Here is a 17,708-nt window from a genome sequence, read left to right as displayed (position 1 = left end):
CCTTTTTTACCTTCGTATCCATTTCATTAATTTATTATATTGTCTAGACCATAAACTAATGTATTTAGGTTCATGACTGTATCCACAGACATCTTTACTCCTGACATGAAAGAAGCACGGTTGTAAGAGTCATGACGGATTGTTAATGATTCTCCTTCTGCACCGAATTGTACTTGTTGATGAGCTACTAGGCCAGGTAACCGAACACTATGAATTCGCATGCCCTCAAAATCTGCGCCCCTTGCTCCTTGGATCGTTTCCTTTTCATCTGGATGACCTTGTTTTTGTTCTGGTCTATTTTCAGCAATCATTTCTGCTGTTTTAATGGCAGTGCCAGATGGTGCATCAAGCTTATTATCATGATGAAGCTCGAGAATCTCCACATTAGGAAAATATTTAGCGGCCATTTGCGAAAATTTCATCATTAAAATAGCCCCAATTGCAAAGTTCGGTGCTATGATGCAACCAATTTCTTTTTCTTCCGCAAGTGACTTCAGTTCAGTTAGTTGTTCTTTCGTAAACCCTGTTGTACCTACTACAGGTCGAACTCCATGTTGTAAAGCAGTTTTCGTATGTACATAACCTGTCTCTGGGATAGTTAAATCAATTAAAACATCCGCAGGAACGTTGCCTAGACACTCTGCTATATCAGAATATATAGGGACCGCTACGTTTGGTAAACCTTCGACATCTGAAAGCATCATACCGTTATTTTTACGATCAATGACAGCTACTAACTCAAAATTTTCTACTTCTTGAACAAGCTTTACTGCTTCTTTCCCCATACGTCCTCTTGGACCTGCTATAACTATTCTTACGTTATTATTCATTTGTTTCACCTTCTCCTATTCTAGTCCATCTATCCTTGTCACGTGTATTAAATTTGTTCATTACATGATCATGTGCAGTTTGCAAATCAATTTGTAATGAATTCGCCAAACACATTATAACAAACTGTAAGTCTCCAAGCTCTTCTTCAATTGTTTTTTCTTCCTCAGATTCTTTCTTTGGTTTTTCCCCATAATAATGATTTACTTCTCTTGCAAGCTCACCTAATTCTTCTGTAAGACGAGCTATTAAAGCAAGTGGACTAAAATATCCTTCTTTAAACTGACTTATGTATGCGTCCACCTCTGCTTGCATTTGCTGAATCGTTTTTTCTTTGTTCATATGCAGCCACCTTCCAACTTTATGTTAGCTAATTATTTTTTTATATACAAATAATAATGCTTTATTGTAGTAGTTTTATAACAATTGTGGAATATTGTAAATAGATATTTTCATTATAGACTATTGGAGAGGATAAAATGGTTTTTCGAATTAGAATTAAAAATGTAATATTTATTTTATTAGGAGCAGCCATCTTTTCATTTGGCATTGTTCATTTTAATATGCAAAATAATTTAGCGGAAGGTGGATTTACAGGAATCACCCTCCTCCTTTATTTTTTATTTAATTTAGACCCTTCTATATCAAATCTAGTTTTAAATATTCCCCTCTTCTTAATTGGTTGGAAGTTATTAGGTAGTAAATCTTTTATTTACACTATGATAGGTACAGTGTCCGTTTCTATCTTTTTATTTATTTTTCAACGCTTTCAATTTGATATCCCCCTTGAAGGAGACTTATTCTTAGCAGCTTTGTTTGCAGGAATTTTTATTGGTATTGGGCTTGGTATTACCTTTCGCTACGGTGGGACCACAGGAGGAGTCGATATTATTGCACGCCTTCTCTTAAAATATAAAGGTTATAGTATGGGGCGTACCATGTTCATTTTTGATGCCATCGTGATTACCGTCTCTTTAATTACATATTTGAGTTATAAGGAGGCAATGTATACACTTGTTGCTGTTTTTCTAGGGGCTCGAGTAATTGATTTTATGCAGGAAGGTGCCTATGCTGCACGTGGCGTAATGATTATCTCAGAGGAAAAGCATGAAGAAATTGCGAGTGAAATATTAAAACAAATGGATAGAGGAGTAACAGTATTAAGAGGTTATGGCTCATTTACGAAGAAAGAAAAAGAAGTATTGTATTGCGTAGTAGCACGTAATGAAATAGTTCATCTAAAGAAATTAATAAACGCCATTGATCCTCATGCCTTCGTTTCCGTTACAGTCGTGCATGATGTGTTAGGAGAAGGCTTCACACTTGATGAAAATAAACGGCCAATAGAAAGATAAAAATAATGTTAAAAGCAAAAGCATTTAGACAATGTTAAAAAAGGTAGCGGAAATCAACTAAATTAATTAACATATAGTTCAAAGGAATTTTTAGCTCCATAATGCAAAATGTATTTCCTCCGCTAGGATTTTTCCAATTATTTTGAATAAAAGCCAAACTATCTTGAAAATTCAAGGTAGTTTGGCTATTAATTCTATCAACAGTCTTTTGCTCTAACCTTATCATTCTTAACATAATTAAAAAACAATCGTTTTATTTCCATCGACGATGACTCTGTCCTGTAAATGCCATTTTACAGCTCTTGCTAGAACGCTTCTTTCAATTTGTCTACCAATCCTTTTTAAATCTACCACTTTATCACGATGATTAACTCGTTCTACGCCTTGTTCAATAATCGGACCTTCATCTAAATCATTTGTCACATAGTGTGAAGTAGCACCAATTAGTTTTACTCCACGTTCATACGCTCGTTCATATGGTCTTGCACCAATAAATGCTGGTAAAAATGAATGATGAATATTAATTATCTGATTCGGGTAATGAGACACAAATTCAGGAGTTAAGATTTGCATATATCTCGCTAATATAATTAGTTCTATATTATGTTTTTTCAAAATTTCAAGTTGTTGTGCTTCAACTTGTTTACGGATATCTTTATTGGCAGGAATATAATAAAACGGAATTCCTAGTGATTCTACAGCTTCTCTAGAATCTTCATAGTTACTAATGATACATTCAATGTCCATGATTAACTCACCATTTTGCCACTCCCATAGTAACTCCATTAAACAATGCGGTTCTTTCGAGACAAATATCGCAGTTTTCTTAATATCAGTAACGTAAAGAAAATCGTATTCCATATTAAACTGTTGAGCTATGTCTGAAAAAGCTGTTTCTAATAAAGTCCGTTTTCCTCTTAATCCTGGACATTCAAATTCCATTCTAATAAAGAAATTTCCACCCTCTGGGTTAGCAGAATACTGACTTGATTCAATAATATTTGCGCCATTATCACGTAAAAAACTGGAAACTGCAGCAACAATTCCAGGTTGGTCAGGACATTTAATTAATAGTCTTGCTCGATCCTCATTTTCTTTTCGAAATAACTTATTCTTTTCACTAACATGATTCCCCATCTAAAATACCTCTTTACTTTTTTAATAGATATTGTACGGCTTTTATTAGAATAATGCAAAAGGTAATTGATAAGATACAAATCGACTATCAATTACATAAAATAAACAAAAAAAGAAAGAAGCTGAGTGGTTCAGCTTCTATTAATCATCACTTGTAATATTTGTATAAATTAGTATTAAACGAACTAGTTCTAAGACTGCAACTGCAGCTGCTGCAACATATGTCATTGCTGCGGCGTTTAGAACTTTTCTTGCATCACGTTCTTCGCTATTATTGATGATACCAAGTGAAACCACTTGATCCATCGCTCTTGTTGATGCATTAAATTCAACTGGCAGTGTAACAATTTGGAATAATACTCCTGCTGCCATTAAAATAATACCGATTAACATTAGTTGAGAAAATGCAGTAAAAAACATACCTGCTAGGATAAATATCCAAGCAGCATTTGAACTAATGTTAGCAACAGGGACTAATGAATGACGAAAACGTAATGCTGCATATCCTTCTGCATCTTGAATAGCATGTCCTACTTCATGAGCTGCTACTGCTGCACCTGCAACGGAATGATTGTGGTAATTCGCTGAAGAAAGATGCACCGTTTTTGTAATAGGATTATAGTGGTCACTTAATAAACCTCTTGATTCGTGAATAGTGACATTGTGTAATCCATTTGCATCTAGTATTCTTCTAGCAACTTCTGCACCACTCATCCCAGCTGTGGTTCGAATTTTAGAGTACTTCTTGTAAGTACTTTTCACTTTCATCTGTGCCCATATTGGAACTATAATGATTATCGCTAAATATATCAAGTAATTACCTAAGCCCATTTCTTCCCTCCATAAAATACAAATACTATATCTTTATTTTATTGGATTATTACTATCTGGTCAATCATCAAGGTCTCTCCTTTTTTTCTGTACCTTTTGACCACGATATTTCCGCCAACTAACATAAGATAGAGTAGAAACTATAATACTACCAGTCATTATAATTACCCACCATATAGATGGATCTGTATCATCTTCATCAAAATCAGTAAATAATTTTTGTAAATCAACTTCAAAGCTATCTAACTCTTGTAACCAAGCTTCTTCCGAAAATGCAGTTCTAGAATTATCAATAAAAGCTACTTTAGAATCAAGCATTTGTACTTTCTCTACTGATACATCGATCTTAATACTAGGTTGAATAACAGAATATACAGCAAGGAAATCATTTAATTGCTGATTGTATAATACCGCATCACCTTGTAACGCAGCATTTTTTACAGCACGAAAAGAATTTAAAACAGAACCTTCCATCCCGACCCATAATGGTTGATATTTAGACATAACTGCATCTGTAGCAAGTCTAAAGGAAGTTACTTGTCTAATCCGCTCATCCTGGTTGAGACTTACACTTGTAACTGCATTTAGTGCATTATGATGTGCTGCTGTTAAAATTCTTAGTTCATCCATCGTAAATTGGTATTCCATAATACCTTGTTCTGAAAAAAGCTCCCCAAATCTTTCTAAAGACAATTTCGCCTCTTCTAATTTCGAAAACTTTGTTAACTTTAATGCTTCATCCGCAAGTTCATCAAGTTCAGCAAGCGATGATTTTGCATGGACTGGAAAGCTTATACACAATAAGCAAATAAATAACAGGAATACGGATTTCCATTTCATACTTGTCCCTCCCCATACTACTGTTAAACTGTATGAGTAAATGGACAAGAATAGACCTTATAATCAACTATGATACGAAGGAATATGAAAGTTTTTTCCTTGTTTCATTATTCGTACATAGTATAATGCGATTCCAATACAAACAATACTGAGCCAGAATGTAAAATAGCCAATTTCTTTTACATATAATTCTAATCCCGGATACTGTGGGTAGTGCATATACACATAGTCTATAACATCATTATGTAAAGTCCATACAGCTGCTAAAAGAACATGCCATAATTTAAGTTTATAAAAACGACCATATAAAATAGCTTGAAGCGCCATGGCACCGTGAGAAGCAATTAACATATACCCTTGCCAAGACAAATCACCTAAAACAATAAGGGATAGTATATTCATTACAACAGCCCAGATTCCATATTTCACTAACGTGATTAATGCTAGTGCTTCTATGATTGGCCAGTTTTTGCCGAGGATAAAAGCGAGTAAAACGAAAGTGAAAAATAAACTAGCTGTAGGACTGTCCGGTACGAATGGGATAAAAATCGATGGGGTAGTTGCTAGCTGGCTTTCATACCAAATATATCCATAAATAGAGCCTGCTCCATTAATAAGAAATAAAAGCCACAGAAATCTTTTATCAGCTAATATTGTATAGATTACATTCATACGGGAAACGGGATCCTCCTCTGTTTTTCAAAAAAAGAGCCGGCAATGCCGACTCTTTTTTATCCCTATTCTTCTTCTAAGCTTACGATAAATTCTGCAAGTTTTTCTAAATCTTCCTCAGAACCTTCGTATTGCCCTGCTGGCATTTTTCCAATACCATTATGAGCAATATCGATAATTTCTTCAGCAGATTTGTCAAGGTTTGTCAAAGCTGGTCCGACTCCACTAACTCCTTGGAGATTATCACCATGACAGTTAATACAGCTTTGTGCAGCATATACTTTATAACCTTCTGCTTCTTTATCAACTTCTACTCCTTGAACAATCTTCCCTTGTTCTTTCGCAGCAGCCCAGTCATGCATGTCTGCTGCTTCCCAAGTTAAATAGAAGACAGCTGCGATTGCTAGTAACATAAAGCCAGTAGCAAATGGACGTTTTGTAGGTCTGCGTTCTGGCCCACGATCGATAAATGGAGCAAGCATTAATCCACCAAATGCTAGTCCAGGAATTACCGCAATACCAATAATATTATATGGACCTGATGCATATGTGTATTTAATTAATTGATATAAGAATAAGAAGTACCAGTCTGGCATTGGAATATATCCTGTATCAGTTGGATCCGCAATCCTTTCTAGGGGACTTGGATGCGCAACTGTTAAACATAAAAATCCAATTAGGAAAACAGCCCCTACCAACCATTCTTTAAGTAGAAAGTCAGGCCAGAAAGCTTCTGTTTTACCCGGATATTCTGAATAATCCTTAGGTATATTTGGTGTTCTTTCTGCTTTTACACGTGAATCACCAACAAATTTCATACCTTTTCCACGATGCATTACGTTCCCTCCCTTTTTAACGATTTTAGTAGTTGGTTAACTTAATTTTACAATGGTCCGGAAATACCTTGTCTCCGAATCATGATAAAGTGAGCAGCCATTAAACCAATTAATGCCGCAGGTAGGAAGAATACGTGAATCGCAAAGAAACGTGTTAATGTTTGAGCACCTACGATTGTTGGATCTCCCGCAATTAATGTTTTCATCCAAGGTCCAACTAACGGAACGGACTCAACGATATCTAATGTAACTTTTGTTGCGAACAACGCTTTCATATCCCATGGTAATAAGTAACCAGTAAGTCCTAACGCTAACATAACAAAAAAGATAAGTACTCCGACTATCCAGTTTAACTCACGTGGTTTCTTATAAGCACCTTGGAAGAAAACGCGTAGCGTATGTAAGAACATCATTACAATTACAAGGCTAGCTCCCCAGTGATGCATGCCGCGGACAATTTGTCCAAAAGCAACTTGATTTTGTAAATAGTATACAGATTCCCAAGCATTTTTAATATCAGGTACATAATACATTGTTAGGAACATACCTGATAGAATTTGGATGACGGTAATGAAAAATGTCAAGCCGCCAAAGCAGTAAACAAATGCAGAAAAATGATGTGCCGGGTTAACGTGTTCAGGTACTTCATGATCTGCAATGTCTCTCCATATCGGCGTAATATCCATCCGCTCGTCAATCCAGTCATATACTTTATTAAGCAATGATTACGCCTCCTTTACTTTACGAATGGATTTTGTTCTGGTGTTCCAAGCATTAAAAAGCCATCTTGCTCTCTAGTTGGATAAGCATCCAATGGTCCTCTTGGTGGTGTTCCTGGCACGTTCTTACCATCTTTCGTGTACAATCCAGCATGGCATGGACAAAAGAACATATCAGGATGTTTTTCACTACCGTTCCAGTTAACGTTACAACCGAGGTGTTTACAAATTGGTGATAGAGCTACAATTTCTCCATTATCATTTTTGTAAACCCAAGCAGAACTAGTTGTTTCTGCAGTATACCAAGCATCCTTTTGTTCATAGGTGAAATCGACACGAACTGGTTCTGATGTAATATCAGCAATTTTCTTATCTGTCATTTTGAAATCACCGCTTGCTTTTGCACTTAATACAGGATCAATTGCAAAACGAAGCATTGGCATTAACATTCCCGCAGCCATGAAACCACCAACTCCTGTGAGTGTGTAGCTGAGAAATTGTCTTCTTGTTACAGGATTCTTGCTCATCCTTTTCCCCCCTCTATCAGTAAGGTAAAGTCCATCGGACATTTTTTATGCACATTACAAACTAGGACATTATCATGATATATCAATATTTGAGTGAGGTCAATCATATACAGAACTAAAGATTGTCAACAATGTGGCAAAGTTGTTAACTATTCAGATAACTGCCATCCTTCAATAATATCATCCATAATGTTATTCAATTGCTTGTCCATCATGGAATGTTTATAATGCTCATCCATATCCTTTATAGGTATAGAAGGTACATAAATAACTTTACCAGTCAACTCTTCTTCGTGTTGCTTCCATTTCTTATCGGAAGTTAAAAAGAATACATGTGAGAACCCACTCGTAATTGCCTGTTGTGCCCATTGTTGAAGCTCGACTTTTTTAAGATCAGGTTCACCCATATATGTAAATGGAGGAATAACTAGCATTCTTCCTTTAAACTGCCTTTCTAAGTGCAACGATAACAAATCAATAAATTCACCTTGCTCTACTACACGTCTCATTGACTCTGTAAAGCTAATAGGTACTAATGGGATAATGGCAGTATCAATATATTCACGTTCCTTTAGAAAAACTTCCACATCTTTAGCTGTCCAATTCACGTATTACACCTCTCTATCTATTATGTTCTATATGCTATATTATCATTCATCATCTGAATGTTCATTAAAAAAGTATACTGAGCGTGGAAAATAAAAAAGCCTAACTATCCTTGAAAGAATTCAAGTAATAATTGGCTTCTAATTTGATCGCACTTTTTTGTATTAGTTTATTATGATTTCCTTAATTCATTTAATTGCTTAGATAAACGTATAAAAGTTTCTCTATCTTCATTATCTAAAGCTTCGTCAATTGCTTGTAAGAGGCGATTTTCCTTAAATGATTTTATGCTATGTTGTAAGAATCTTTCTGCGTACTTGCGGTCCTTTTCATCTAAATGGACTTTCTTCTCTACATATGGATTTTCCTCTAGTACTGCAGCATATTGATGTGATGCATTCGAACCTCGAAAGTTTATTTGAATAAAAATATCCTCATCACGATTTAGTCTAATATCATGAAAAGACTTTTCCGCATCCGTTGTCATGATATTTTCCTTATAAAATCGGAAAGGTACTTCTCGTGAACAATGTGTTGACATTATTAATCCACGTGGGCAACATTGAGCATCTTCTACAAAATGCACTTTCTCCATTAGTTGATCATGACTCATTAAATAGTTGAGAATCCATACAGATTCTCTCCTCTTCAATTGATATCGATTTAGAAACCAGCGAATGAAATCCTTTTTCTCGTTGACAGATACAGGGGTTTCCATTATTTTCCCTCCTCTGCGTAAGATTTTCTTATTCCTCAAGCCGCTCTAAGATTGAAATCCACTCTTCATTAGTCGGATCATTTTCCTTCAGCTTTTTAAAAATGATAGTTGCTTCACTTCTTCTGCCTTCTTCAAGTAAGAAATAACCATAATCCTTTAAGAACTCATTGTTATTGTTAACTTCATTATATGCAACTTCATATTCATTTAATGCCAGTGAATATTGTTCTAAGTTTTGGTAACTTAATGCAGCATCCCAATGAAATTGAGCGTCATCCCCAACTCCATCTGAGAACATTTTCGAAATTTCCAACACATCTTCATATCTTTCTTGATGAAGAAGTAATTTATTTAATGTTAAACCGGCCTCTGTAAATTCTGGATCAAGTACAATTGCTTGCCTTAAATAATTTTCTGCATCTTCTTCATTTCCAAGTTTCAATGCTAGTTTTCCGGCATAATGATACAACTCTTTATTAAATTCATCCACTTTCATCCCAGCTACTACTGTATCTAATGCCTCTTCTAATCTTTCTTCATGTTCAAAGCTATGTGCTAAATATAAGTATAAAGAGTGATATTCTGGATCAATTTCTCTCAGTTCAGTAAAAGCATCAATAGCTTTTTTGTAATTACCTGACTGATAAGATGTTAATCCATAACCAAATAACACATTGATTTCTTTTTTATTCTTTAAGGCATTTTCATAATAAACAAGTGCCTCTTCAAATGCTCCTCCAGCACTAAGTGCTTCAGCCATTCTACTATTGATATCTACATCTGCAATGGTGAATTCCTTTGCATCTAATAATTCTTTAAATATGCGCGATGCTTCTAGAAAACGACCTTGGGTTAAAAACAATTCTGCTAAAGCATAATCAATTACAGTTTCATGTGGGAGCATTTGTTTTGCTTGTTTTAGTTTATTTTCACTAACCTCATATAATCCCTGCATTTCATATAAGTCTGCTTCTAATAGCAATGCTGCTGGATAATTAGGATCATCTGGTTTTACCATTGATAAATACTGATATGCTTCATCTTCTCTATCTAATTCAACAAGTAGTTCAGCAATACTAACAATTATTTCACCGTCATCGTTATAGTTTTTCAGTAGGTGTTCATAAAGTTCTTTTGCTTCCTCCAAGTATCCAAATCGTGCTAATTCAAGTGCGGCATTGTATTTATCCTCATCTGATCCAGCTGATTTTATTATTTCAAATTGCGCTTTGGCTTTTTGTAAATTTTGTTCTTCTAAATACTTCAACATACTTTCTACGGCTTTCATATAAATAATCCTTCCTTCGTTAAACAAATATAGCTGTTTTATGAATAATTAGTTCCTCACCCGTTCCTGAACGAAATATTGGTACTTGATTTATCGAGACATATTTTCCTTTATGAACGGATACATCTGGGTATAAATCAACACCATACGGATACCCACGCCGCTGTTCATCGTCCTTTTTCATAAAAAAGAGATTATAACTTAATTCGCCACCTACTTTTAAAATTCCTTTTTTCGGATACAAACCAATTTTTTTGATTATGTCGATTGATAGTGGCTTATTCTTTTGTAATGGACTGGGGAGATGGACAATTTTTTCATCTTCTAAAAGGGTTGTCCACTTTTGCAATAACATTTTTTCACTAAATAGTTTTAATTCAGATGTAAATATTGGAATAAATATTGGATTAAGAGGAAAAGAAATATCTCGTATCCATCCCCACGGAATAGAGTACAATTCTTTCATTTTTGTGATTTCAACAAATATGATTGGTATTTTTTCTCGTTTACATTTTCGAATTAAATCTGTTGTTATTAATTTAGCATTTATTTGGATTCCCAACAAAAAATCAACAGGACTATTGAGAAGTGACATTCTTTTTCTACGTAATGCTTGATCAAATTCACTTATTCGATTAATTGTAAAATTAGTAATAATTGTGCCGCATCCTTTTAAGACATATTCATTTAAAAATTTTGCTTTAAACTGCTCAAAAGGAAATTCTGGAAGGTCAGGAGCAAAGAAAATATAAGAGGGAGTAATGAGAAAAGTGCTAGCTTCCATTTTCATTACATTGTGGTAACTTATATTAGGTCCAATATACCGAAACTCGTTATCTTTAATCATAAAGGACAATTTTTCTTTTTGTCCATTTTCAATGTATGCTGCGTTCTCTATCACATATTGCATATCTACATATCCCTTCCTTTCATTCTACTACGAAATAATGCTCCTATACATAGCTATGAATGAAAGAAAGGAATCATGCTCATTAATCTAGTGAATCGTATAAATTAATTAATAGAAAAGCTTGAAAAAACACTTCTTAACACATCTTCACTTATTTCTTGGATTACCGGTTTGCCAATATCCTCTAATAAAACAAAACGAGGTTTATTAGCATAAGACTTTTTATCACGTTTCATTCCTGCCAAGCCTAGTTCAAAGTTAAAATCCTTCGGTAACTGCGATTGATAACCAAGCTTCTCAATCCATTTTTTAAATGTTTCTATATCAAATTGTAATCCTAATACCTCTTCACTTAAATATAAAGCATAAACCATACCGGTCATAACTGCTTCTCCATGTGTAACTTTTCCATATCCTGCAGTTGCCTCAATAACATGACCCAACGTATGGCCGAAATTCAATATTGCTCTAAGACCTGACTCACGTTCATCTTCCGCTACAACTGCTGCTTTTATTTCAATTCCCTTTTTTAATATATAATTTAGTTTCTCTTCGTCCACTTGTTGTAAATCTTGGATATTCTCTAGTAAATAGTAATAGAAATCTCGATCAGCAATAAGAGAATGTTTAACAGCTTCCGCAAAGCCTGAACGTATTTCGTGAGCAGGTAATGTCTTTAAGAATGTTGTATAATAAAATACAGCTTCTGGCTGATGAAAAGAACCAATCATATTCTTTCCGAGTGGATGATTAATTCCTGTTTTACCTCCTACTGCACTATCATGAGCTAGTATCGTTGTAGGTACTTGAATAAACGGAATACCTCTCATATAAGTAGCAGCTGTAAAACCAGCTAAGTCCCCTACAGCTCCACCACCAAATGCAATAATACAAGATTTACGATCTAAGCCATTTTCGAGAGCAAAAGTTAGACATTGCTCATATACAGAAAATTGCTTTGCTTTTTCACCAGTTGGAACTTGGAAGAAAAAAACATCGTCGTTTTTAGGGAGTACATCTTTCAGTGTATTTAAATGTAATTCTCCTACTTTTTCATCAGTAATGACTAACAGTTTTGTATAATTTCGTTGTTGGAGGTGATTAGAAAGCTCTGTTAAGGCACTGTTCCCAATAAACACTGGATATTTTTTTGATGGAGTTTCGACTGTTATTTCCACTATTGTTCCCCCTTATTTCCCTTTATTTTATTTCTGCAACTTTACGGTAGAAGAAAGTGTCTTCTATTTCAAATCCATATTGACTAGGTGTGAATATTTGCTCTGTACTTCCTACAAATAGAATTCCTCCTGGAGCTAATGCTTTTGAGAATTTCCTATATAAGTCATCTTTTGCAGGCTCTGTAAAGTAAATAGATACGTTCCGACAAACGATTAAATCAAAATTTGATTGGAATTGGTCTGATAATAAATTTAACTGCTGATATTGAACTGTTTTTTTTACTTCATCTGATATTTTATAAAGAGAACCATCTTTCTGAAAATGCTTTTTCAGCATATCCTCTGGCACTTCAGCAATGGAACGTTCATAATATATACCTTGCTTAGCTTTATTGATCGCTCCTATATCTATATCAGTAGCAAGAATGGAAATATCCTTCAAAGGTAAGTAATGTGATAACACCATTGCTATGGTATATGGTTCTTCTCCTGTAGAAGATGCAGCACTCCATATTTTCAACTTATTTTTCTTAGCTAACAATTTTGGGAATATTTTATTTTGTAATACATCCCATCTACTGCGGTTTCGATAAAATTCTGTTACATTGATTGTCATTCTATCAAGGAATTCATCAAGTAAAGCTGAATTATGTAACATCCCTTTATAGAATTCTGCAAAAGAGGAAAAACCCCTTTTTTGGTATAAGGATGTAAGTCTTCGTTTCATTTGCGCTTCCTTATACAAAGATAAGTCAATCCCTGTTTTTGCTTTGATATTCTCAATAAATTGCACATAATCATTTTCCAACCTAAAATACCCCTATCATCTTGCATTTTTCAACATGTTAAAGGAAAAACCACCTGCTTTAACAGGTGGTTAAAAGCTTATGTAATTATTTTCTGTTCCTAATTGATTGGATGATGTACATTAATATATCCAGTTATCAATTAACTTAGAGTATTCAAGTAGTTCATTTTCCTTGAAAAACAACTTAATTTCTCTATCTGCACTGTCAACCGAATCTGAACCGTGGATAATGTTTTTTCGAACAATTAAGCCAAAATCACCACGGATAGTACCTGGAGCTGCTTCATGAGGTCTTGTCACGCCCATCATTTGTCGAGAAATTTGGATGACATTTTCGCCCTGCCAAACCATCGCAAATACTGGACCCGATGTAATGAAGTCGACTAATTCTCTATAGAACGGTTTGTCTTTATGCTCTATATAATGCTGTTCCGCTTGTTCTTGCGAGATTCGCATTAATTTCGCCCCAATTAGTTGGAAGCCTTTTTTTTCAAACCGTGCAACGATTTCTCCTATTAAACCTCTTTGTACCGCATCTGGTTTCACCATTAGAAAAGTTTTTTCCATTCATCCGTCACCTCAGAAATAATATCGAATAAGCCCAAAAAATCTTATAAAAATAATATCATTATTTTCTAACAATAGCAAAATTTATTAATACTTTCTATTACCAATATAATTTATTATCTCTTCAAGTGGTTTCTTTGCCTTATTATTTGGAAGTTGTTCTAAAACATTTTTTGCTTTTTCTAAATAACGACGACTTATTGCTTTGGAGTATTCAATTGCTCCTGAAGATTTTATTAATGCAATGATGGAATCCATTTCTTCTCTAGATGTATACTCATTAACTTTGATAATTTTTGACTTAATATAATCATCGCGCATTGCATAAAAAACAGGTAGTGTTATATTACCTTGGTGTAAATCCTCACCTGCAGGTTTTCCTAACTCTTTCTCTGTACCAATGAAATCTAAAATATCATCGGTAATCTGGTATGACATGCCGATATAATAACCAAATTTAAAAAGTTGCTTATGTATTTTCTCACTTGTACCTGCAGCTACTGCACCTAACTCACAGCTAACTGCTATTAACAAGGCTGTTTTTCTTTTAATTCTTCGCAAATAATCTCTTACTGATTGATTGAATCGATATTTATCCTTTATTTGTTCAATTTCACCTAAGCATACCTCGATAATCGCATTGGATAAAATTTTATGTGCAATAGAATTCTCAATGCTTGTCATATACTCTAGAGATCTAGCTAAAATATAATCTCCGGTATGTAATGCAATTCGATCATTCCATGTATAATTTATCGTTGGCTTACCTCTTCGTAAATTGGCATTATCTATGACATCATCATGTACGAGTGATGCCATATGTATCAATTCCAACGCGATTGCAGCATTTTTAATTTTTTCGATATCATAGGACCCAAACTTAGCTGAAAGAAGGACAAAGACAGGTCGTATTCTCTTTCCCCCTGCCTTTAATAGCTGAATAGAAGCTTTTTCTAAAAGTTCTACATCCGATTTGACAGCTACTTCCATTCCTTTTTCAATTATCTCAAAATCCGCTTTCAAGCTCGAATTAAGTAAAGTTAGTTTCATTTTTCTTCCACCTAGGGTTCATTTCTCTTTCGTTCCAATATGGGCAGCAGCAACTCCACCACTGAATGATTTGTAAATTACGTTTACTAATCCAGCTCTCCAAAACATTTGAGCTAGTTCTTCCATTCCAGGGAAATCCCGTGCTGATTCTTGTAACCATGAATATTCTTCATAACTTTTTGCAAAGACTTTACCAAATAGAGGCATGATATAGCGGAAATAAGCGTAGTAAGCTTGACGGAACACTGGGAGAGTAGGTTGCGAAGTTTCCAAACAAACAGCCATCCCGCCTGGTTTTAAGACACGCTGCATCTCTCTTAATACTTGCATATAATCAGGAACATTCCTTAGTCCGAAGCCAATTGTTACATAATCAAAAGAATTATCATCAAAAGGAAGTTCCATTGCATTACCTTGTATTAACTCTATTTGTTCTAATTTTTCATGTGATACTTTTTCTTGCGCAATTTTCAACATATTATTACTGAAATCTAGTCCAATAACGGTTCCACTACTTCCAACTGCCTTCGCTAAAGCAATCGTCCAATCACCAGTCCCACAACAAATGTCTAATGCTTTTTGTCCTGGCTGGACGTCCATTTTTTTCATTGTTTCCTTACGCCATTTTTTGTGTTGTTGAAAGCTAATGATTGAGTTCATTTTATCATATTTTTCATGAATATTTTCAAACACTTTATGTACACGTTCTTCTTTTGTTTGCATGGTTGTAGAGTTCCTCCACTTATTGACTTGACAATAAAGTAAACTGTTTAATTACTTCATTCAATCTTGTTTGGATTGTAATAGGAATGTTAGGAATGATTTTTGACAGCTCTTCTAGCTTTGCCTTTGATTCATAAATATAATGAGTACATTCGTTAATAATAATATTTTTTTCATCATTACTAAGATTTTCTATAGGAAAATTATCATCTAATTGTAAACATGCTAGCTTAAGTTTCTTGATAAAGATTGTTTCATTTTGAAAATGGATAGATTCCAATTCAGAAACCATTTTTCTAAAAAACAAAAATTCCATCATTAATTCTTTCTTCGTATCATCCACATGAAAGTTTTCGCTAAATTGATTTACTAATGTAGACTCGATGTTCTTCATATTTTCAATTAATGACTCTACTTTACCATTTTGGAATTGATATATAGAGATTTTGTGCTCATTAATAATTTTAATAGCTGTAGCCAGTAATCTAATCAATTGTATATTAGAGTAATCTGCTAATATACTGTAATACAAACCACTATAATAATCTCCTGCAAGGATGGCAAGTTGTCGTTTCTTCATGGGAACATTAGGATTTGCAACTTGCTCATGGGTTTCCATTGCAAGATGGGCAAGCACTGTTGCTGTAACATAATCAACAATTTCTTCCTTCGAAAGAGATGAATCATGAAGAGACCAAGATAGAAAAAGAATTCTATCCATATCTAAATCCAACGGTTCAATATGTTTATTTAAATAGTGATTGTTTCTTATATTATTTATATTTACAATTATTGATTCAACTTGTTGATTAAGGGTATTAACCACCATATTTGTAAGCCTCGTTTCTATCACGGAAAATCACAGATCAAATAATTGCTCTAGAAGTAGTATACCATAATGATATACTTCATGTTGATTCTGAATCGTTATAAAAGAAGCAAATACCATCATTTTTTATTCCTTCTACTTTATCGATGAATCAACGAAAGAACTTCTGAACGAGTTTGACGATCTGATGCAAATACCCCGCGAACTGCTGAAGTAATTGTTTTTGATCCAGGCTTCTTAACGCCTCGCATTGTCATGCACATATGTTCAGCTTCTATTACAACCATTACCCCTTGTGGTTCCAGCTTCTTCATCATAACATCAGCAACAGTTGATGTGATTCTTTCTTGTAACTGTGGTCTACTAGCAACTGCTTCCACTGCTCTTGCTAATTTACTTAAGCCTGCAACTCTCCCATTTTGCGGTATGTATGCAACATGTGCTTTCCCAAAAAAAGGAACAAGATGATGCTCACACATTGAAAAGAAAGGTATATCTTTTACTAGAACTAGTTCTTCATGCTCTTCACCAAAAATTGTATCAAAGTAATCAGCTGGGTCTTTTCTTAGACCAGCAAATACCTCTTGATACATTTTGGCAACTCTTTTTGGAGTATCAATTAATCCTTCTCGTGATGGATCTTCTCCAATTGCTTCTATTATCATTCGCACAGCTTCTTCTATCTGTGCGACATTAACCTCTGCCATTACTTTTCCTCCTGAGTAGAAAATGATTACTTATAATAGTTCATATTAGCATATGTTATCGGATAAATAAAAATAGAACTGCCTAAAAGGCAGTTCTAGATTTTTGCGCATAAAAGTATATGTAATTATTTAACAGCATCTTTAAGCGCTTTTCCTGGTTTGAATGCTGGTACCTTACTTGCAGCGATTTCGATTTCTTCACCAGTTTGTGGGTTACGTCCTTTACGAGCAGCACGCTCACGAACTTCAAAGTTACCAAAACCAATAAGGGCTACTTTATCACCGTTTGCTAGTGCATCTTGAATAGATTGGAAAACAGCATCAACAGCTTTAGTTGCATCTTTTTTAGAAAGCTCAGTTGACTCAGCAACAGAGTTAATTAGTTCAGTTTTGTTCATACCATTCACCTCCTCCCGGTTATTGAGAGATCTTGTTCTGTAGCTTTTAGTACATTTGTGAACAATTTTTTGAATTTCTATACATACAAATGCTAGAAATCGGAAAAATTACTGATAAAAGTGCGTTTTAACAGCAATTCTTTTAAAAGATTAACATAACTTAATAAGCTTAGCAAGAATA

General features: G+C 34.4%; 23 protein-coding genes. 1 reads left to right on the top strand and 22 read right to left on the bottom strand.

The annotated features are described in order from the left end of the window. Window positions 1–26: 26 nt before the first annotated feature. Together dapB and ACFPM4_RS00880 are read right to left on the bottom strand one after the other, a co-directional pair. A complete protein-coding gene (gene dapB, locus ACFPM4_RS00885) occupies window positions 27–830 on the bottom strand; it encodes a 4-hydroxy-tetrahydrodipicolinate reductase (RefSeq protein ID WP_144919800.1) in 804 nt (267 codons plus the stop codon). Next, the gene (locus tag ACFPM4_RS00880) at window positions 823–1,170 is read right to left on the bottom strand and encodes a nucleotide pyrophosphohydrolase (protein WP_144919798.1); all 348 of its coding nucleotides are present in this window, start codon (window positions 1,168–1,170) and stop codon (window positions 823–825) included. Before ACFPM4_RS00880 ends, dapB begins: the two co-directional genes overlap by 8 nt. A 137-nt stretch (window positions 1,171–1,307) precedes the next feature. On the opposite strand from ACFPM4_RS00880, the gene ACFPM4_RS00875 reads away from it, so the two are divergent. Further along, the gene (locus tag ACFPM4_RS00875; protein WP_382346600.1) at window positions 1,308–2,183 is read left to right on the top strand and encodes a YitT family protein; all 876 of its coding nucleotides are present in this window, start codon (window positions 1,308–1,310) and stop codon (window positions 2,181–2,183) included. A 34-nt stretch (window positions 2,184–2,217) separates the two neighbouring features. Here the strand turns inward: ACFPM4_RS00875 and ACFPM4_RS00870 are convergent, their stop codons facing one another. From ACFPM4_RS00870 to ACFPM4_RS00775, 20 genes are all read right to left on the bottom strand, one after another. Then, complete coding sequence (locus ACFPM4_RS00870) at window positions 2,218–2,418, bottom strand: hypothetical protein (protein ID WP_382346597.1); 201 nt, start codon at window positions 2,416–2,418, stop codon at window positions 2,218–2,220. A gap of 2 nt (window positions 2,419–2,420) precedes the next feature. Further along, a complete protein-coding gene (gene purU, locus ACFPM4_RS00865; protein ID WP_382346594.1) occupies window positions 2,421–3,320 on the bottom strand; it encodes a formyltetrahydrofolate deformylase in 900 nt (299 codons plus the stop codon). A 141-nt stretch (window positions 3,321–3,461) separates the two neighbouring features. Then, a complete protein-coding gene (locus tag ACFPM4_RS00860) occupies window positions 3,462–4,151 on the bottom strand; it encodes a zinc metallopeptidase (protein WP_382346591.1) in 690 nt (229 codons plus the stop codon). A 60-nt stretch (window positions 4,152–4,211) separates the two neighbouring features. Further along, window positions 4,212–4,991: a sporulation protein YpjB gene (ypjB, locus tag ACFPM4_RS00855; protein ID WP_382346588.1), complete on the bottom strand. Its 780-nt coding sequence runs from the start codon at window positions 4,989–4,991 to the stop codon at window positions 4,212–4,214. Window positions 4,992–5,054: 63 nt separating this feature from the next. Next, entirely contained in the window at window positions 5,055–5,663 is a 609-nt protein-coding gene (lhaT, locus tag ACFPM4_RS00850) for a lipoprotein heptaprenylglyceryl N-acetyltransferase LhaT (protein WP_382346585.1), read from the bottom strand. A gap of 65 nt (window positions 5,664–5,728) precedes the next feature. Next, a complete protein-coding gene (locus tag ACFPM4_RS00845; RefSeq protein WP_382346582.1) occupies window positions 5,729–6,499 on the bottom strand; it encodes a menaquinol-cytochrome c reductase cytochrome b/c subunit in 771 nt (256 codons plus the stop codon). Window positions 6,500–6,546: 47 nt separating this feature from the next. Continuing rightward, window positions 6,547–7,221, bottom strand: a complete 675-nt coding sequence (gene qcrB / locus ACFPM4_RS00840) for a menaquinol-cytochrome c reductase cytochrome b subunit (RefSeq protein WP_144919784.1) — start codon at window positions 7,219–7,221, stop codon at window positions 6,547–6,549. A 14-nt stretch (window positions 7,222–7,235) separates the two neighbouring features. Then, the gene (locus tag ACFPM4_RS00835) at window positions 7,236–7,745 is read right to left on the bottom strand and encodes a QcrA and Rieske domain-containing protein (RefSeq protein ID WP_144919782.1); all 510 of its coding nucleotides are present in this window, start codon (window positions 7,743–7,745) and stop codon (window positions 7,236–7,238) included. A 149-nt stretch (window positions 7,746–7,894) separates the two neighbouring features. Then, window positions 7,895–8,353 carry a YpiF family protein gene (locus ACFPM4_RS00830; RefSeq protein WP_144919780.1) on the bottom strand — a complete coding sequence of 153 codons (459 nt, stop codon included), beginning with the start codon at window positions 8,351–8,353 and terminating at the stop codon, window positions 7,895–7,897. A gap of 170 nt (window positions 8,354–8,523) precedes the next feature. Continuing rightward, window positions 8,524–9,069, bottom strand: coding sequence for a ReoY family proteolytic degradation factor (locus ACFPM4_RS00825; protein ID WP_144919778.1), 546 nt, complete (start codon window positions 9,067–9,069; stop codon window positions 8,524–8,526). A 28-nt stretch (window positions 9,070–9,097) separates the two neighbouring features. After that, entirely contained in the window at window positions 9,098–10,357 is a 1,260-nt protein-coding gene (locus tag ACFPM4_RS00820; protein WP_382346576.1) for a tetratricopeptide repeat protein, read from the bottom strand. A gap of 19 nt (window positions 10,358–10,376) precedes the next feature. Then, entirely contained in the window at window positions 10,377–11,267 is an 891-nt protein-coding gene (locus ACFPM4_RS00815) for a hypothetical protein (RefSeq protein ID WP_144919774.1), read from the bottom strand. 104 nt (window positions 11,268–11,371) lie between these two features. Then, a complete protein-coding gene (gene aroB / locus ACFPM4_RS00810) occupies window positions 11,372–12,448 on the bottom strand; it encodes a 3-dehydroquinate synthase (protein WP_382348107.1) in 1,077 nt (358 codons plus the stop codon). Between the two features lie 19 nt (window positions 12,449–12,467). Further along, entirely contained in the window at window positions 12,468–13,253 is a 786-nt protein-coding gene (locus ACFPM4_RS00805; RefSeq protein WP_382346573.1) for a CheR family methyltransferase, read from the bottom strand. 120 nt (window positions 13,254–13,373) lie between these two features. Beyond that, a complete protein-coding gene (ndk, locus tag ACFPM4_RS00800) occupies window positions 13,374–13,820 on the bottom strand; it encodes a nucleoside-diphosphate kinase (RefSeq protein ID WP_144919768.1) in 447 nt (148 codons plus the stop codon). Between the two features lie 87 nt (window positions 13,821–13,907). Then, on the bottom strand, window positions 13,908–14,870 hold the full coding sequence (gene hepT, locus ACFPM4_RS00795) for a heptaprenyl diphosphate synthase component II (protein ID WP_144919767.1): 963 nt from the start codon (window positions 14,868–14,870) through the stop codon (window positions 13,908–13,910). An 18-nt stretch (window positions 14,871–14,888) separates the two neighbouring features. Next, window positions 14,889–15,593 (bottom strand): demethylmenaquinone methyltransferase, encoded by a 705-nt coding sequence (locus ACFPM4_RS00790; protein WP_382346568.1) that lies wholly within the window; start codon window positions 15,591–15,593, stop codon window positions 14,889–14,891. Window positions 15,594–15,612: 19 nt separating this feature from the next. Beyond that, window positions 15,613–16,422: a heptaprenyl diphosphate synthase component 1 gene (locus ACFPM4_RS00785; protein WP_382346565.1), complete on the bottom strand. Its 810-nt coding sequence runs from the start codon at window positions 16,420–16,422 to the stop codon at window positions 15,613–15,615. 140 nt (window positions 16,423–16,562) lie between these two features. Continuing rightward, window positions 16,563–17,129 (bottom strand): GTP cyclohydrolase I FolE, encoded by a 567-nt coding sequence (folE, locus tag ACFPM4_RS00780; RefSeq protein WP_144919761.1) that lies wholly within the window; start codon window positions 17,127–17,129, stop codon window positions 16,563–16,565. A 125-nt stretch (window positions 17,130–17,254) separates the two neighbouring features. Continuing rightward, window positions 17,255–17,527: an HU family DNA-binding protein gene (locus ACFPM4_RS00775; protein ID WP_144919759.1), complete on the bottom strand. Its 273-nt coding sequence runs from the start codon at window positions 17,525–17,527 to the stop codon at window positions 17,255–17,257. Window positions 17,528–17,708: the final 181 nt, after the last annotated feature.

This window comes from Lederbergia graminis (assembly GCF_042655485.1).
GTDB classification, from domain to species: domain Bacteria; phylum Bacillota; class Bacilli; order Bacillales; family Bacillaceae_C; genus Lederbergia; species Lederbergia graminis.
The sequence above is the reverse complement of the archived record's forward strand: the minus strand, read 5'-3'. Positions and strand labels throughout refer to the sequence as shown.

Excerpts from the sequence above, each read along its gene's own strand:
- ACFPM4_RS00870 (WP_382346597.1), bottom strand. The coding sequence starts at position 2,418 with ATGTTAAGAATGATAAGGTTAGAGCAAAAGACTGTTGATAGAATTAAT.
- ypjB (WP_382346588.1), bottom strand. The coding sequence starts at position 4,991 with ATGAAATGGAAATCCGTATTCCTGTTATTTATTTGCTTATTGTGTATA.
- ACFPM4_RS00815 (WP_144919774.1), bottom strand. The coding sequence starts at position 11,267 with ATGCAATATGTGATAGAGAACGCAGCATACATTGAAAATGGACAAAAA.
- ACFPM4_RS00775 (WP_144919759.1), bottom strand. The coding sequence starts at position 17,527 with ATGAACAAAACTGAACTAATTAACTCTGTTGCTGAGTCAACTGAGCTT.
- dapB (WP_144919800.1), bottom strand. The coding sequence starts at position 830 with ATGAATAATAACGTAAGAATAGTTATAGCAGGTCCAAGAGGACGTATG.
- ACFPM4_RS00790 (WP_382346568.1), bottom strand. The coding sequence starts at position 15,593 with ATGCAAACAAAAGAAGAACGTGTACATAAAGTGTTTGAAAATATTCAT.
- ACFPM4_RS00860 (WP_382346591.1), bottom strand. The coding sequence starts at position 4,151 with ATGGGCTTAGGTAATTACTTGATATATTTAGCGATAATCATTATAGTT.
- ACFPM4_RS00875 (WP_382346600.1), top strand. The coding sequence starts at position 1,308 with ATGGTTTTTCGAATTAGAATTAAAAATGTAATATTTATTTTATTAGGA.
- ACFPM4_RS00825 (WP_144919778.1), bottom strand. The coding sequence starts at position 9,069 with ATGGAAACCCCTGTATCTGTCAACGAGAAAAAGGATTTCATTCGCTGG.
- ACFPM4_RS00835 (WP_144919782.1), bottom strand. The coding sequence starts at position 7,745 with ATGAGCAAGAATCCTGTAACAAGAAGACAATTTCTCAGCTACACACTC.
- ACFPM4_RS00845 (WP_382346582.1), bottom strand. The coding sequence starts at position 6,499 with ATGCATCGTGGAAAAGGTATGAAATTTGTTGGTGATTCACGTGTAAAA.
- hepT (WP_144919767.1), bottom strand. The coding sequence starts at position 14,870 with ATGAAACTAACTTTACTTAATTCGAGCTTGAAAGCGGATTTTGAGATA.
- ACFPM4_RS00820 (WP_382346576.1), bottom strand. The coding sequence starts at position 10,357 with ATGAAAGCCGTAGAAAGTATGTTGAAGTATTTAGAAGAACAAAATTTA.
- purU (WP_382346594.1), bottom strand. The coding sequence starts at position 3,320 with ATGGGGAATCATGTTAGTGAAAAGAATAAGTTATTTCGAAAAGAAAAT.
- ACFPM4_RS00785 (WP_382346565.1), bottom strand. The coding sequence starts at position 16,422 with ATGGTGGTTAATACCCTTAATCAACAAGTTGAATCAATAATTGTAAAT.
- ndk (WP_144919768.1), bottom strand. The coding sequence starts at position 13,820 with ATGGAAAAAACTTTTCTAATGGTGAAACCAGATGCGGTACAAAGAGGT.
- folE (WP_144919761.1), bottom strand. The coding sequence starts at position 17,129 with ATGGCAGAGGTTAATGTCGCACAGATAGAAGAAGCTGTGCGAATGATA.
- lhaT (WP_382346585.1), bottom strand. The coding sequence starts at position 5,663 with ATGAATGTAATCTATACAATATTAGCTGATAAAAGATTTCTGTGGCTT.
- ACFPM4_RS00880 (WP_144919798.1), bottom strand. The coding sequence starts at position 1,170 with ATGAACAAAGAAAAAACGATTCAGCAAATGCAAGCAGAGGTGGACGCA.